Origin of the sequence: Sphaerisporangium sp. TRM90804 (assembly GCF_029846175.1) — a bacterium.
Lineage (GTDB): Bacteria > Actinomycetota > Actinomycetes > Streptosporangiales > Streptosporangiaceae > Sphaerisporangium.
Window position 1 is genome coordinate 248,886 of the sequence record NZ_JARWAC010000002.1, and the last position, 14,640, is coordinate 263,525.

At 74.1% G+C, this 14,640-nt stretch carries 11 protein-coding genes; 8 read left to right on the top strand and 3 right to left on the bottom strand.

Features of this window, described 5'->3' with window-relative positions; all coding sequences use genetic code 11:
* Positions 1 to 42: 42 nt before the first annotated feature.
* The 4 genes from PYR91_RS02805 (at position 43) to menC (ending at position 4,665) form a co-directional block, all read left to right on the top strand.
* Positions 43 to 1,491, top strand: a complete 1,449-nt coding sequence (locus PYR91_RS02805) for an NAD(P)/FAD-dependent oxidoreductase (RefSeq protein WP_279777158.1) — start codon at positions 43 to 45, stop codon at positions 1,489 to 1,491.
* A gap of 170 nt (positions 1,492 to 1,661) precedes the next feature.
* Entirely contained in the window at positions 1,662 to 2,726 is a 1,065-nt protein-coding gene (locus PYR91_RS02810; protein ID WP_279777159.1) for a membrane dipeptidase, read from the top strand.
* A complete protein-coding gene (locus PYR91_RS02815; RefSeq protein ID WP_279777160.1) occupies positions 2,723 to 3,562 on the top strand; it encodes a GNAT family N-acetyltransferase in 840 nt (279 codons plus the stop codon). The genes PYR91_RS02810 and PYR91_RS02815 overlap by 4 nt, the downstream gene beginning before the upstream one ends.
* Positions 3,559 to 4,665 carry an o-succinylbenzoate synthase gene (gene menC, locus PYR91_RS02820; protein WP_279777161.1) on the top strand — a complete coding sequence of 369 codons (1,107 nt, stop codon included), beginning with the start codon at positions 3,559 to 3,561 and terminating at the stop codon, positions 4,663 to 4,665. Before PYR91_RS02815 ends, menC begins: the two co-directional genes overlap by 4 nt.
* 19 nt (positions 4,666 to 4,684) lie before the next feature.
* Here the strand turns inward: menC and PYR91_RS02825 are convergent, their stop codons facing one another.
* Positions 4,685 to 5,749, bottom strand: coding sequence for a hypothetical protein (locus PYR91_RS02825; RefSeq protein ID WP_279777162.1), 1,065 nt, complete (start codon positions 5,747 to 5,749; stop codon positions 4,685 to 4,687).
* A 66-nt stretch (positions 5,750 to 5,815) separates the two neighbouring features.
* Positions 5,816 to 7,369, bottom strand: a complete 1,554-nt coding sequence (locus tag PYR91_RS02830) for an AMP-binding protein (RefSeq protein WP_279777163.1) — start codon at positions 7,367 to 7,369, stop codon at positions 5,816 to 5,818.
* 283 nt (positions 7,370 to 7,652) lie between these two features.
* On the opposite strand from PYR91_RS02830, the gene PYR91_RS02835 reads away from it, so the two are divergent.
* Positions 7,653 to 9,035, top strand: coding sequence for a HAMP domain-containing sensor histidine kinase (locus PYR91_RS02835; RefSeq protein WP_279777164.1), 1,383 nt, complete (start codon positions 7,653 to 7,655; stop codon positions 9,033 to 9,035).
* 7 nt (positions 9,036 to 9,042) lie between these two features.
* Here the strand turns inward: PYR91_RS02835 and PYR91_RS02840 are convergent, their stop codons facing one another.
* On the bottom strand, positions 9,043 to 10,662 hold the full coding sequence (locus PYR91_RS02840) for a thiamine pyrophosphate-binding protein (protein WP_279777165.1): 1,620 nt from the start codon (positions 10,660 to 10,662) through the stop codon (positions 9,043 to 9,045).
* 213 nt (positions 10,663 to 10,875) lie between these two features.
* On the opposite strand from PYR91_RS02840, the gene PYR91_RS02845 reads away from it, so the two are divergent.
* Genes PYR91_RS02845 through PYR91_RS02855 form a run of 3 tightly spaced genes read left to right on the top strand, consistent with a single transcriptional unit; the run spans position 10,876 to position 14,576 of the window.
* The gene (locus PYR91_RS02845) at positions 10,876 to 12,708 is read left to right on the top strand and encodes an SCO2524 family protein (protein WP_279777166.1); all 1,833 of its coding nucleotides are present in this window, start codon (positions 10,876 to 10,878) and stop codon (positions 12,706 to 12,708) included.
* A complete protein-coding gene (locus PYR91_RS02850; RefSeq protein WP_279777167.1) occupies positions 12,709 to 13,623 on the top strand; it encodes an SCO2523 family variant P-loop protein in 915 nt (304 codons plus the stop codon).
* Positions 13,620 to 14,576, top strand: coding sequence for an SCO2522 family protein (locus PYR91_RS02855; protein ID WP_279777168.1), 957 nt, complete (start codon positions 13,620 to 13,622; stop codon positions 14,574 to 14,576). Before PYR91_RS02850 ends, PYR91_RS02855 begins: the two co-directional genes overlap by 4 nt.
* The last annotated feature ends 64 nt before the right edge of the window (positions 14,577 to 14,640 follow it).

The window sequence follows — 14,640 nt, forward strand, 5'->3', positions numbered from 1 at the left end:
CCGTCTACTGTGAGGTGTTCCGACACTCCCGGAGGTCTGCGCATGGCGCCGTCGGTAGCCGTCATCGGGGCGGGGTTCGGTGGGCTCTGCATGGCCATCCGGCTCCAACGGGCGGGGGTCTCCTACACCGTGTTCGAGAAGGCGGGGGGCGTCGGGGGCACCTGGCGGGACAACACCTATCCCGGGGCGGCCTGCGACATCCCCTCGCACCTGTACTCCTACTCGTTCGAGCAGCGGGACGACTGGACGCGGCGCTACCCCCGCCAGCCCGAGATCCTCGCCTACCTGGAGAGGTGCGCCGACAAGTACGGGGTGCGCGCCCGTCTGCGGCTGAACACCGAGGTGACGTCGGCGGCGTTCGACGAGGCGGTGAACCGCTGGCGGGTCCGCACGGCGGGCGGCGAGGAGCACCTGTTCGACGTGGTGGTGACCGGGGTGGGGCAGCTCAGCCGGCCCTACCTGCCCGACATCCCGGGCATGGCCGGCTTCGCGGGCGCCGGCTTCCACTCGGCCCGGTGGGACCACGGCCGCGACCTCACCGGGCGCCGCGTCGCGGTGATCGGCAACGGGCCGTCCTCCGCCCAGCTCGTGCCCCGGGTCGCGCGCGTCGCCGGGCACCTCGACCTCTACCAGCGCACGCCCAACTGGGTGCTGCCCAAGCCCGACGGCGAGCTCGGCCGGCGTCCGGCCCGTCTCTACGCGCCGCTGGTGCGGGCGGTCCGGCGCGAGCGCACCTACCGCTGGCTGGAGGGGGTGCTGTTCCCGGTGTTCGTGGACGGCTGGAGCCGCCGCATGGTCACCGAGCGGGCCCGCGAGCTTCTGCTGCGGCAGGTGCCCGACCCCGGGCTGCGCGCCAGGCTGACCCCCGGCTACCCGATCGGGTGCCGCCGCATCGTCATCGCCAACGACTTCTATCCCGCGCTGACCCGGCCGAACGTCGAGCTGGTGACCGAGCCGATCGCCCGCGTGCGGCCCGAGGGCGTCGAGACGGCCGACGGCGCCGTCCGGGAGGCCGACACGATCATCTACGCGACCGGCTTCCGCGCCACCGAGTTCCTCGCGCCCATCGAGATCACCGGCCGCGACGGCCACCGCCTGGACGAGGCGTGGAAGGGCCGCGCGGAGGCCTACCTGGGCGTCGCCGTGCCGCGCTTCCCGAACCTGTTCCTGCTGTACGGGCCGAACACCAACCTCGGGCACAACTCGATCGTCGTCATGATCGAGGCCCAGGTCCGGTACGTCATGAAGTGCCTGGCCCTGCTGGCCTCCCGCGGCCCGATGGAGGTGCGGCCGTCGGCGATGGACGCCTGGCGCCGGGCGCTCGACCAGGCGATGGCCGGCACGGTGTGGGAGACCGGCTGCCGCAGCTGGTACCAGGACGAGTCAGGGCGGGTGACCGCCAACTGGCCGCGCTCCGCCTCGGCCTACCGGCGCGTCACGCGGGCCCCCCGCCCCGGCGCGTACACCTTCGGCCCGCCCACCGGGGCCTGACCCGGACGGCGGTGGCGGGGCGGGCCGGATTTCGATCGCGACGCGCGGCGTATACGGTCGGTGAAACGGACACGGCGGGTGAATGAGCTGCTCCCTCCGGCCGGTCGTCCCCCGTGGCCCCTGGCGCCGGGAGGGGCCCCGGCGACGTCCACGGCGAGAGGAGTGCACACGTGTTCGCTGAGCTGCATCGTGACGCGGTGGTGGCCGACACCCACAACGATCTGCTGATGGCGGTGTCCGGCCGGCCGCCGGAGGTGTGGGCGTCGTTCTTCCGCGAGCGGTGGCTGCCGCAGCTCCGCGAGGGCGGGGTCGACGTCCAGGTGCTCCCGGTGTGGGTCGACGGCCCGGCCCGCCCCGAGGCGGCGCTCCGCGAGACCCTTCGCATGATCGAGTGCGCCCACGTGCTCGCCGAGGGCAACGCCGACGAGGTGACCATCTGCTACGACGGCGTGCAGGTGGACGAGGCGCTCGCCCTGGGCAGGATCGCGCTGGTCATCGCCCTGGAGAGCATGCCCGGCCTGGACGCCAGCGTCGAGCTGCTGCCCACCCTGCACCGGCTGGGGGTCCGCGTCGCCTCCATCGCCCACTGGGGACGCACCCCCCTGGCCGACGGCAGCGGCGAGGACGCCACCGGAAGCCGCCTGACCAGCCGAGGCGTGGCCGTCCTGCGGGAGATGGAGCGGCTGGGCATGATCTTCGACATCTCCCACCTGGGCGCCTCGGGCGTGGCCCACGTGCTGGAGATCGCGACCCGCCCGGTGATCGCCACGCACTCCGCCGCCCGCGCGCTGCGCGACCACCACCGCAACCTCACCGACGGGCAGCTGCGCGCCGTGGCGGCCGGCGGCGGCGTCGTGTGCGTGAACTTCCTGGCGGCGTTCCTGGCGGAGAAGCCCGAGGGGTACACCGTCGAGCGGCTGGGCGACCACATCCTGCACGTCGCCGAGGTCGCCGGCATCGACCACGTCGGCCTGGGCCCCGACTTCATCAGGGAGGTGTCCCTGGACACCACGCCGCCGTGCTGTGAGGGGTTCAGCACCACCGGCATCGACTCGCGCGAGGCCATCCCCGGCCTCGACGGCCCGCGCGGCATGCCGCTGGTCACGGCCGAGCTGCTGCGGCGCGGCCTCGGCCACGACGAGATCGTCAAGATCCTCGGCGGCAACGTCATGCGGCTGTTCCGCGCCGAGCTGGGCCGTCCGGCGGAGGCGGCGACGGCCGCCGGCGCGCGGTGACCGAGCCGGCCGGGGGTGACGCGCAGGAGGCCGCGCGGCAGTACGAGGCCGCCGCGCGCCGGTGCGGGGTCCAGGTGCGCGAGCTGCGGGAGCTGGCCGAGTTCGAGCTGGTGTTCGCGCTGTTCGACGACATCTGGAAGGCCGAGCCGGGCAACGCGCCGATCAGCGTGGAGCTGATGCGGGCGTTCTCGCACAGCGGCAACTACGTCACCGGAGCCTTCGACGGCACGACCATGGTCGGGGCCAGCGTCGCCTTCCTGGCCGACCCGCCGGGGCGGGCGCTGCACTCGCACGTCACCGGCACCACCGTGGGCCGGGGCGTCGGGTTCGCCCTCAAGCTGCACCAGCGCGCCTGGGCGCTGGCCCGAGGGCTCGACCGCGTGTCGTGGACGTTCGACCCGCTGGTGCGGCGCAACGCCTACTTCAACATCACCAAGCTCGGCGGCCGCCCGGAGGCGTACCTGCCGGCCTTCTACGGGGCGATGGAGGACCTCATCAACGCGGGCGACGAGTCCGACCGGCTGCTCCTGGCGTGGCGGCTGGGCGAGCCGCACGTGGCGGCGGCGTGCTCGGGCGCGGCGCGCCCCCCGCGGGTGCCGCCCGGCGCCGTCGTCGCGCTCGCCGACGAGCGCGACCTGCCGGTCGCCGGGGGCACGCGCGGCCGGGTGCTGCTCGTCGCCACCCCGCACGACGTCGAGGCGCTGCGGCGCGCCGCCCCCGCCGCCGCCAAGGCCTGGCGGTACGCGGTCCGCGACGTCCTGGGCGGCCTGATCGGCGACGGCGCGCGCGTGACCGGCTTCACCACCGACGGCCGTTACATCCTGGAGCGAGAGTGAAGATCACCGGAGTGGAGCTGCGCAGGATCGCGATGCCGCTGGTGGCGCCGTTCCGCACCTCCTTCGGCACCGAGACCGCCCGCGACGTGCTGCTGGTCAGGGTGGTGACGCCCGACGCCGAGGGGTGGGGCGAGTGCGTGGCCATGTCCGAGCCGCTCTACTCCCCCGAGTACGTGGACGGGGCGGCCGAGGTGATGCGCCGCTTCCTGATCCCGGCGCTCACCGCGCCGCCCGCCGTCGACGCCCAGGCCGTCGCCCGGGTGCTGGCGCCGTTCAAGGGGCACCGGATGGCCAAGGCCGCGCTGGAGGCCGCCGTGCTGGACGCCGAGCTGCGCGCCGCCGGCAGGTCGTTCGGGTGGTTCCTCGGCGCCGCGCGCGACCGCGTGCCGTGCGGGGTCTCGGTCGGCATCATGGACTCGATCCCGAGGCTGCTGGACGCCGTGGCCGGTTACGTGGACGAGGGGTACGTCCGGGTGAAGCTCAAGATCGAGCCGGGCTGGGACATCGCGCCGGTGCGCGCGGTGCGCGAGCGCTTCGGCGACGACCTGCTGCTCCAGGTGGACGCCAACGCCGCCTACACCCTCGCCCAGGCCCCGCACCTGGCCCGGCTGGACGACTTCGGCCTGCTGCTGATCGAGCAGCCGCTCGCCGAGGACGACCTCGTGCAGCACGCGGCCCTGGCCAGGCTGCTGAGCACCCCGGTGTGCCTGGACGAGTCGATCGAGTCGGCCCGGCACGCCGCCGCCGCGATCTCGCTCGGCGCGTGCTCCATCGTGAACGTCAAGCCCGGCCGCGTCGGCGGGTACCTGGAGGCGCGCCGCATCCACGACCTGTGCGCGGCGCACGGCGTCGCGGTGTGGTGCGGCGGCATGCTGGAGACCGGCGTCGGCCGGGCGGCGAACGTGGCGCTGGCGGCGCTGCCGGGCTTCACGCTGCCGGGCGACACCTCCGGCTCCGGCCGCTACTTCGCCACCGACGTCACCGAGCCGTTCGTGCTGGAGGACGGCCACCTGCCCGTCCCGACCGGCCCCGGGCTGGGCGTCGCCCCGATCCCCGCGATCCTGGAGGAGGTCACCACCTCGACGGAGTGGATCCCCGCCTGAAAGACCGGCCTTTCAGGGACTAAGCGTCCTGGACGGCGTCCCGGGGCGGGCGGGGCCGGCCGGAGACGACGCGCCACAGGCCGGCGAGCTGGGTGGCCGCCGCCGTCGCCAGGACGACGATCAGGACGGGGGCGAGCCAGGCGGGGCGGACGCGGATCGCGATTCCGGCGTCCGGCATCGTCTCGCCCAGCGGGGTGGCCACGCCGGCGACCCCCAGCACCAGCAGGTACAGCACGGTGAACGCGCCCATCCAGGTCGTGACCCGCGGCATCCGGGACGCCGCGCCCCGGCGCACCCGCAGGCCGAAGGCCGCCCAGACGAGGGAGCACACCGCCAGGAAGACGCCGACGGCGAGCAGGAACTCCCAGGCGAAGTCGATCACCTGGCGCGCCTCGTGGATCCCGTGGTCGCGGTGGTACCAGTCGACGGTCGTGATGGCCGACTCGGCCACCAGGATGCCCGCGGCGGTGACGGCCACGTACAGGAAGGCGTAGACCGGCTGCAGGAGCAGCAGCAGGGCCGCGCCGCGAGCCGGCGGCCGGTCGCGGACGGCGGGCGCCGACGGCCGGGCCGCGCGGGCGGGGAGCGCGAACACCGCCGCGACGTGGGTGAGCAGCGCGCAGATGAGCACGGCGGCGAGCGCGGGGCGACCCCACGCGGGCTCCACCAGCGAGGGGGTGAACTCCAGGCCGTGGGTGGCGAGCCCTCGCCGCAGTTCGAGGGAGGCCGCGACCGGGTTCATCCCGAACATGACGCCGAGGCCGATCACGTAGACGAGGCTCAGCGCCCCAAAGGCCGCGAGCACCGCGGGCGACCGGGGCGCGCGCGAGATCACCCGGAAGACGGCCGAGGCGACGGCGAAGAACGCGGTGACCACCAGGACGCCGCGCACGCCGTCGCCGGTGAACTGCGCGACATAGTCCTGCTCCTCGGGCCCCAGCCCCGGCGCGGCGGCCTCCAGGGCCGCCCGCATGCGCACGAGGCCCGCGACGCACACCGTGACGGCGAGCACCCCGAACACCGGCACCAGCCGCAGCGTCAGCGGCGCGAGCGCCGGGCGCCGCCGCCTCACGGGCTCGGTCATGTCCCCATCCTCACGGGTGCGCGCCGTCGCCGCCACGGCTTCGCCGACGGCGGCGCCACCCGGGGCTCAGGCCGTCGGGGAGTCCGCGTGGCGGCCGAGGTACTCCTCCCGCAGCCTGTGGCGGGAGATCTTGCCCGTCGGGGTGCGGGGAAGCTCGTCGTGGTACTCGATCACCCGCGGGTGCTTGAAACGGGCCAGGCGGGTGGCGCAGTGCGCCAGGAGCGCGGCGGTGAGGCCGGGGCCGCCGGGGGCGCCGGGGACGGGTTGCACCAGGGCGACGACGCGGTGGCCCCACTCCTCGTCCGGGACGCCGATGACGGCGGCGTCGGCCACGGCCGGGTGCTCCAGGAGCGCGGCCTCGACCTCGGCCGGGTAGACGTTGACCCCGCCGGAGACGATCAGGTCGGTGCGGCGGTCGCACAGGTACAGGTAGCCGTCCTCGTCGAGGTAGCCGATGTCGCCGGGGGCGTACCAGTCGCCGCGCCTGCTCGCGGCGGTCTTCTCGGGGTCCTTGCGGTACTGGAAGGCGCTCGTGGACGACCTGAGGTACACCGTGCCGGGCTCGCCGGGCGGCAGGTCGGCGCCGTCGTCGTCCAGGACGCGGGCCTGGACGCCGGGCACCGCGCGGCCGACGGTGCCGGGACGGGCCAGCCACTCGCGCGGCTTGACGGCGAAGGCGATCGTGGCCTCGGTGGAGCCGTAGTACTCGTAGAGCACCGGCCCCCACCACTCCATCATCGCCTTCTTCACGGCGACCGGGCACGCGGCGGCGGTGTGGATCACCTGGCGGAGCGACGAGACGTCGTAGCGCTTCCTGACGTCGCCGGGCAGCCGGAGCATCCGGTGGAACATCGTGGGGACCATCATCGTGTTGGTCACCCGGTGCCGCTCGACCAGCTCCAGGACGTTCACCGGGTCGAACCCCGGGGCGATGACGACGGTGTGCCCGAGGTGCAGCGCCATCATCGTGTGCGCGCACGGCGCCGAGTGGTACATCGGCGAGGTGACCAGATGGACGCCGTCGCCGGGCCGCAGGTCGCACACCTCCCCCACGAACCACGTGGTGAGCGGCACGTTCTCCTCCGGCGGCAGGCCGGACAGCCGCCGCTGCACGCCCTTGGGGAAGCCGGTGGTGCCGGAGGTGTACCACATCACCGAGCCGTTCGTCCGACCGGCGGGGGCCTGCGACGGCCGGCCGGCGGCCAGGGCGGCGTGGCCGTCGAGCAGGGCCCGCTCCGGGAGCCCGGCCGCCGCCGCGGCCTCCCGCACGGTGGCCGCGGACACGCCGCCGCCCTCCCGGTACACGACGGCCTCGGCGTCGCAGTCGCCGAGGATGTAGGCGATCTCGCCCGCGGTGAGGTGCCAGTTCACGGGCACGTAGTACAGCCCGGTCTGGCCGGTGGCCATGAGCATGACGACGGCGTCGACGCCGTTGGGCAGCACGCCCGCGACCACGCCGCCCTGCGCCGGGCCGAGCGCGCGCAGGCCGTGGGACACCTGGTTCACCCGGGCGAGCAGCTCCCCGTAGCCGGTGACCGATCCGTCGGTGTCCACCACGGCCGCGCGGCCGGGGTCGGCCTCGGCGATGCGGTAGAAGCCGGGCAGGCCGCTGATGTCCATGGGACGCTCCTCACGGTGCGGCACGCCGGCGGACGCGGGCCGCGCCCCGGCGTGCACATCATCATTCGAGCACGCGGGGCCCGCGGTCACGACCGCCGCGTAGGCGTGCCATCGGGCACACGCCTTCCTACCGGCTTCGTGGCGGAACCCATCACCCGGCGATGCACCGGCACGGTCCCCGCGCATGTCCTTGATGGATACTTTCCCACCTCTTGCCGGTTCACGGCGCTGACCGCGAAGGATGCGCATTTAGTGTGATCACGAGGCCTGACGGGGGGACGCGGTGAGGCTGTGGCGCGACTGGTCCGTGCGGACTCGGCTGGCGGCCGTCGCCGCCGCCGGCACGGCCCTGGCGTGCGTCGTCCTGAGCGGGCTGGTGTTCCAGGTTCTGCACGAGTCGGAGATGCGCAAGGTCCGGCAGCGGATCACCGAGGCCGACCTGCGCGTCGCGCACCTGATCGAGCTCGGCCGGTACACGCCCACGCTGCCCGACCTGAACGTCAGCGCGGTGCAGGTGGTGGACGACCGGGGGCGCGTGGTGTCGTCCAACGCCCGCATGCGCGGCCTGCCGCCCCTCACCGACTTCGTCCCGTCCATCGAACGCGGGCTCGGGGACCTGCGCACCTGCGAGGCGCCCGGCTTCCCCGACGGGTGCGCCGTCGTGGTGGCCCTGCGGTACTTCCGGTCCGGCGGCGACCTGATGATCTACGGGGCCGAGCCCGCCCTCACCTGGTTCGTCGGCTATTGGCCGCTCGCGTTCCTGCTCGGGGGCTCCCTGCTGCTGACGGGGGCCGCGTTCGGCGGCGCGTACCGCATCGTCCGCAGGTCGCTCGCGCCGGTCGAGGCCGTGCGCGCGAAGCTGACCGAGATCACCGCCTCGGACCTGAGCCGCCGCGTCCCGATGTCGGGCGCCCCCGACGAGATCCGCCGCCTCGCCCAGACCGTGAACCAGACGCTGGAGCGCCTCCAGGTGGCGGTCGAACGGCAGCGGCGTTTCGCCTCCGACGCCTCACACGACCTGCGCAGCCCCATCACCGCCATGCGGGCCCAGGTGGAGGAGGCGCTGCTGCACCCGGAGGAGGCCGACTGGACCAAGACCGCCGAGGCCCTGACGGCCGGGCTCGACCGGCTCCAGGCCATCGTCGACGACCTGCTGATGATCGCCCGGCTGGACTCCGGGGAGAAGGCCACCCGCGACTTCATCAACCTGGCCGAGCTCGTCCGCACCGAGCTGTCCGACCGCTGCCGCAAGCGGCGGATCGTGCTGGACCTCCAGCAGGGGGTGGTCGTCAGCGGCAACCGGCTCCAGCTCATCCGGCTGCTCACCAACCTGCTGGACAACGCCGAGCGGCACGCCGCCTCCACGGTGACGGTGTCGGTGCGCCAGGGCGGCGACCGGGCGACGCTGCAGGTCGTCGACGACGGGGAGGGCATCGCTCCCGAGCAGCGTGAGGCGGTGTTCCAGCGGTTCACCCGCCTGGCGGCGGGCCGGGCCAGGGACCAGCAGGGCACCGGCCTCGGGCTGGCCATCGCCAGGGAGATCGCCCAGAAGCACGCGGGCACCCTCACCCTGGAGGACTCGCCGAAGGGCGCCCGCTTCGTGCTGAGCATGCCGCTTCTGGCGGTGCGTCCCCCGGAGCCGGCGCGCCAACGCGAGCCCGGCTGACCGCGCCTCAGCCCTCCTCGGCGAAGGCGATCACGGTGGGGACGGCGGCGTCGAGGGCGTCGGTGACGGCCTTGCCCAGCTCGTCGGGGGTGGTCACCGCGCGGCCGCGGGCGCCGTACGCCTCGGCGAGCGCCACGAAGTCGGGCATGTGCAGGTCGACGCCGACCGGCCGCATGCCGTGCGCGAGCATCGCCGCGCGGATCTCGCCGTAACCTCCGTTGAGGGGCACCACGATCGGCAGCGCGAGGCGCAGCTCGACGGCGGTGGCCAGCTCCTGGACGCTGAACTGCAGGGCGCCGTCGCCGGCCAGCACCGCCACCGGCCGGTGCGGCAGGCCGGCCTTGACGCCGATCGCCGCGGGCAGCGCGAAGCCCAGGGTGCCGTACCCGGTGGGGAACAGGAACCGGCCGGGCGCGTCGACCGGCAGGCCGCCCACCGCGCCGCGGTAGGCCAGCATCGAGTTGTCGCCCACGACGACGGCGTCACGGGGCAGCGACCTGCGCAGCGCGTCCAGGTGGCCGGCCCACCTGCGGGTGAGCTCCACCAGCTCGTCGTGCCGGGTGTCGCGCATCTCGCGTTCCTCGGCCCCCGGCGGGAACGCGCCCGGCGGCTCGGCGGGCGGCGCGGGCGGCAGGCGGTCGAGCAGGGCGCGCAGGGCCAGGGCGGCGTCGGCGACGACGGGGACGCCCGCGGGGTGGCCGCCGCCCATCTGGGCGGGGTCGATGTCGACGCGGACCAGGGTGCCGCCCAGCGTGAAGTCCTCCACCCACAGGTCGGAGGGGGCCAGCTCGGTGCCGACGGCCAGGACGGCGTCGCACCCGGCCAGCCAGCGGCGGACCGAGGCCAGGTGCAGCGTGGCCCCGAGCGACAGCGGGTGGCTCTCGGGCACGGTGCCCTTGCCGTTCACCGTGGTGACGACCGGCGCCGCCAGGCGCTCGGCGAGCCGCAGGGCCAGCGGGCCGGCGGGCGGGCCGCCGCCGCGCGGCCAGGTGCCGCCGCCGAGCACGACGGCCGGCCGCCGCGCCGCCGAGAGGACGCGGGCGGCCTGCTCGATCGCGGCAGGCTCGGGACGGCGGAGCGCGGGCGCGGAGGGCGGCACGGCCCGCGAGAGGTCGGCGGGCGCCTGCAGCAGGTCGACCGGGACCTCCAGGTAGACGGGGCGGGGCCGCTCCTCGGCGAACATGCGGAACGCGCGGGCGACGGTGTCGGCGATGTCGCCGGTGGAGGCCGCCCGGTGCCCCCAGGCGCACAGCGCTTCGAGGGCGCCGAGCTGGTCTTTGCTCTCGTGCAGGTAGCCGCGCCCGTCGGAGGGGTGGCCGGTCGGCAGCCCGGTGGTGACCAGCAGGACCGCCGAGGAGTCGGAGTAGGCCTGGGCCATCGCGGTGGCCGCGTTGACCGCGCCCGGCCCGGTGGTCGTGACGAGCACGCCGGGGCGGCCGGTGGCGCGCGCGTAGCCGTCGGCGGCGTAGCCCGCCCCCTGCTCGTGCCGGGAGGTGACGCACCGCACGCCGGCGAGCTGCAGCTCCTGGTAGAGGGCGAGATTGTGCGTGCCGGGGATGCCGAAGACGGTGTCCACCCCGTGGAGCCGGAGCGCCGCGGTGAGCAGTCGCGCTCCGGTAACTTGCACGCCCCAATCGTACGGGCTGGGCCCACCCGCTTCGTGATCGCCGTCCGGCCCGGGGCCCCGGCGTGTCGGCCGGAGCGACGGCGCGAGCGGCCGAGGCGGCGACCGCCTGAGTGGAAAAGGGAAATTCCTCTTTAGACGAGGGGGAACCCGCCCGTCTCCCTTACCGTTGGTCGTGGTGGGACCGCGTCGCCGCGAGGGCATTGGGAGGCCGGCATGAAACTGCAGCCGCGACAGCAGCTCCTGGAGGTCTGGGAAGCCGCGGCACGGGCCTCCTTCCGCGACGGCACCTGGGTGTGGGGCGGGCGCGACGGCTCCAACTCGATCTCCGACGCCGAGCAGTTACTCTGCTTCGTCCATCCGGCCGCCGAGCTGTCCGGCTTCAAGCTGGACGTCCCGGACGCCACCGCCGACGACGTCCTGGAGGCGTTGAGCGAGCTGGGCGACAGCGTCGAGATCCCCAAGCTCCTGCTGCGCGTCATCGGCGAGTACCTGCGCACCTACGCGGACCCCGACGGCCGGCCGGTGTTCTCCGGCGGCGGCTACTTCAAGTCCACCGAGGAGGGCGTCGAGGCCACGCCCGAGCAGCGCCAGCTCGACATGGTCGACTCCTTCTCCATCTCGGTGACGCTCATGCTGGGCGTGCTGGGCTTCCTGAAGGTGTTCCGGCAGAGCGTGCGGCGTGAGGACATCCGCCGCGAGATCCGCGAGCTGGAACAGCTCTCCAGCAAGCGCCTGTCGGCCGCCATGGTGGGGCTGCTGCGCAGCTTCACCGTCAACGTCTTCGAGCCGGGCTCGCTGGCCGGGCAGACCCTGCTGCGCACGGTGAACCAGACCGGCGCCCCCGAGCGGCGCATCCAGGAGGATCTGCAGAAGCGCCTGCTGGAGGTACGCGCCGGCGTGCGCGAGCTGACGATCGGTTCCGGCGTCGTCGACCTCGACAACCCCAACCTGCTGTTCGAGTGCGGCTGGTCCTGGGGCCTGGTCAAGGACGCCCCGCAGGTCGAGACCATCCTGGACGTCGGCACGCAGCCCAAGGGCGTCGCCGTGCAGACCCCGTTCATGTACTTCACCGTGAACGCGCTGGTCGGCATCGTCGACCTGTTCTCCGAGCGCACCCGCGTGCTCGGCCTGCTGGACGACGCGCAGTTCCAGCTCGCGCAGGCGCTGCAACGCCGGTGGGACCTCACCCAGGGCTACTGGCGTGTCATCGCCACCTACGGCCGGGGCCTGTGGCCGTTGCAGGACATCCCGTGGCGCACGTCCGACGGCCGCGAGTCCGACTACTACAGCCTGGCGGTCACGGCGATGGTCGTGCAGAGCCTGCTGAGCAACCGGGCGGCCGACGTCGACGTCGGCCGGGTGACCGGCGTGCTGGAGGAACTGGCCATCCGGGCGCGCATCACGCGCAGGGCCATCGCCGGCGACCCGCCGGTGGCACTGCACTCCCCCGGCATCACGGTGACGCTGGCGGGCACCGAGGACATCGGCCCGCAGCTCACCTGGCAGGTCGCCGACTTCTCCATCATCCTGCTGAAGCGCATCAACTGGCTGTCGTCCATCACCCAGAGCACGCGCACGCGCGAGCGCCTGCTCGACCTCGCCGACCAGGTGTGGCAGCACGTCCTGTCGCGCCGCTGCGGGCACGGCCTGGCGCGCGGGCTGTGGGACCACCCGGGCAACGTCTACTCCGACATCGACGACCACCACGAGCTGCCCTCCTGGTACTTCAGCGAGCGCGTGGTGGAGTTTCTGGTATCGGCCGCCAAGTCCAGCGCCGAGTCGCCGCTGCGCAGCCCGCAGCTCATGGACATCGCGCGCGACATGCTCAGCGAGGCCGAGCACCTCCTCGACCAGGAGCTGGTGACGCGCCCGCTGCTGGCCGGCCCGGCGATCCGCTCCAGCCTGCGGGGCGTGCAGGCGGGCCTCTCCCGCGCCCGCCTGATCCTCGGCGAGCGGCCCGCGACCGCCGTCGCGCTCATCAGCGACGCCCTGGTGGAGCTCGAACGCCTGGCCACCGCCAGGGAGAACGCCGCGGAGGTGACCTGAGTGCTGATCTTCGCCATCTCCGACAAGGGCGGGACGGGGCGCTCGGTCACCAGCGGCAACATCGTGTACCGCCGCTCCTTGCAGGGCAACGACGTCTGCTACGTCGACTTCGACTTCGGCTCGCCCACCGTCGGCGCGATCTTCTCGATCAGCGAGGCGGAGCGCGGCACCCGGCGCGGCGGCACGCACCGCTACCTGCAGGGCGAGGTCGCCGAGCCGCACCGCATCGACATCTGGGCCGAGTCCGACCGCGAGGGGCTGCGCGTCAAGCCGCCGGGCGCGGGCCAGCTGGTGCTGTACCCCGGCGACGAGGGCGGCGGGGAGTTCCCGACGCTCACCGAGGAGCTGCTGCGGCAGTGCGTCCGGCTCTTCAGCAGGCTCGACGAGGAGTTCGACCTGGTCATGGTCGACCTCAGCGCGGGCCGCTCGTTCGCCGCGCACCTGGCCCTGGCGGCGACCGCGCGGCTGCCCGGCGTGCACAGCCGATGGCTGGTGTTCCACCGCTGGACGCGCCAGCACATCATCGCCGCCGCCGGGCTGGTCAACGGCGAGCGCGGGCTGCTCGACGTCGGCGCCGAGCACGGCCACGACCCCGCCGAGCTGGCCGACCGCGTCCGGTTCGTGCGCACCGCCGTCCTGGAGCAGGACTCCGCCGAGCTGGCGGGCCTTCGCCCCACGCAGCTCGCCTGGCTCAACGACTGCGACCGCGAGCTGCGCGAGCTGTCGGCCCGCCACAAGGTGGGGCGCACCCGCATGCTGGGCAAGGTGCCGCTCGACCCCGTCCTGCAGTGGCGCGAACAACTCATCTCCGACGAGGACGTGCTCGCCAGCCAGATCGCCAACGCCGGCACGGTCGCCGCGTTCGACGACCTGGCCAAGAAGGTCGTCGACGACAACGCGTGGGAGGGCCTGTGACGCCGGTCAACGCCACGTTCGGCGAGGTCGCGGCCGAGCGGCGCATCGCCTCCTCGCCGCTGTCCCACGTCTCGATCGAGCTCGGCCACCTGTACATGGAGGACTTCGAGGCGGGCCCCGACCGGCTCAGGCAGCAGTTCCGCCGGGCCGAGCCGTGGGCGTCCACCGCCCGGCGGAGCTGGCAGGAGCGTGTCCCCGGCGGCCGGGCGCGGGTCAGCACCTGCTTCCTCATCGACGACTACTTCAGCCGCTTCAGCACGCCCGCCGAGCTGATCCCGGTCATCGTCGAGACGGCCGCCGACAGCGGCCTCACCATCGACTACCTGGCCCGCGAGTCCGCCTGCGCCCGCGCCGGAGGCGTCGAGCCGGCGAAGCTGGTGGAGGACCGCCTGGTCGCCGACCCCCCTGTGGGCACCAACGGGTCGCGCCCGCCGGCGCGCGAGACCGGCTGGCTGTGCAACGGCACCCGCTCGCCGGTGGCCGGGGTGGTGCAGGCGATGGGGGTGGCGCAGAAGTGGCGGCCCCCGGCCCAGAACGCCAAACGCGGGCACTCCGTCTTCGTCGACGTGGAGCTGTGGAACGACGACGACGGCGAGCGCACGTGGTCGTGCCCGTTCCTGGCGGCGGTGTGGCAGCTCCTGCGGCTGGGCATGCTCCGTGACGACGGCAGGCCGCCGGTCGTCCCCCAGCCCCGCGGCACCACCTTCCCCGACGACTGGGCCGACCTGCCGCCGATCATCCGGCTCGTCCCGTCGGCCGCGCCGTTCGCCGCCTACACCACGCTCTCGGTGCTGTCGTCGCGCTTCATGCCCGTCGAGCTGGCCGTGCGCACCATCCTCAGCCAGGTCGCCGTGGACGCCGAGGTCCTCGGGCAGGTCGTCTCCCGGAGCGAGGACGAAGGCGTCCCGCTGGAGGACGAGCTGGTCGACCGGCTCTCCTACGTGTTCACCTAGTTCGCAGTTCACACCGCACGGCTCCAGCGACCGCCGCACACCGTCTCCACGGGCCGCCCCCGAG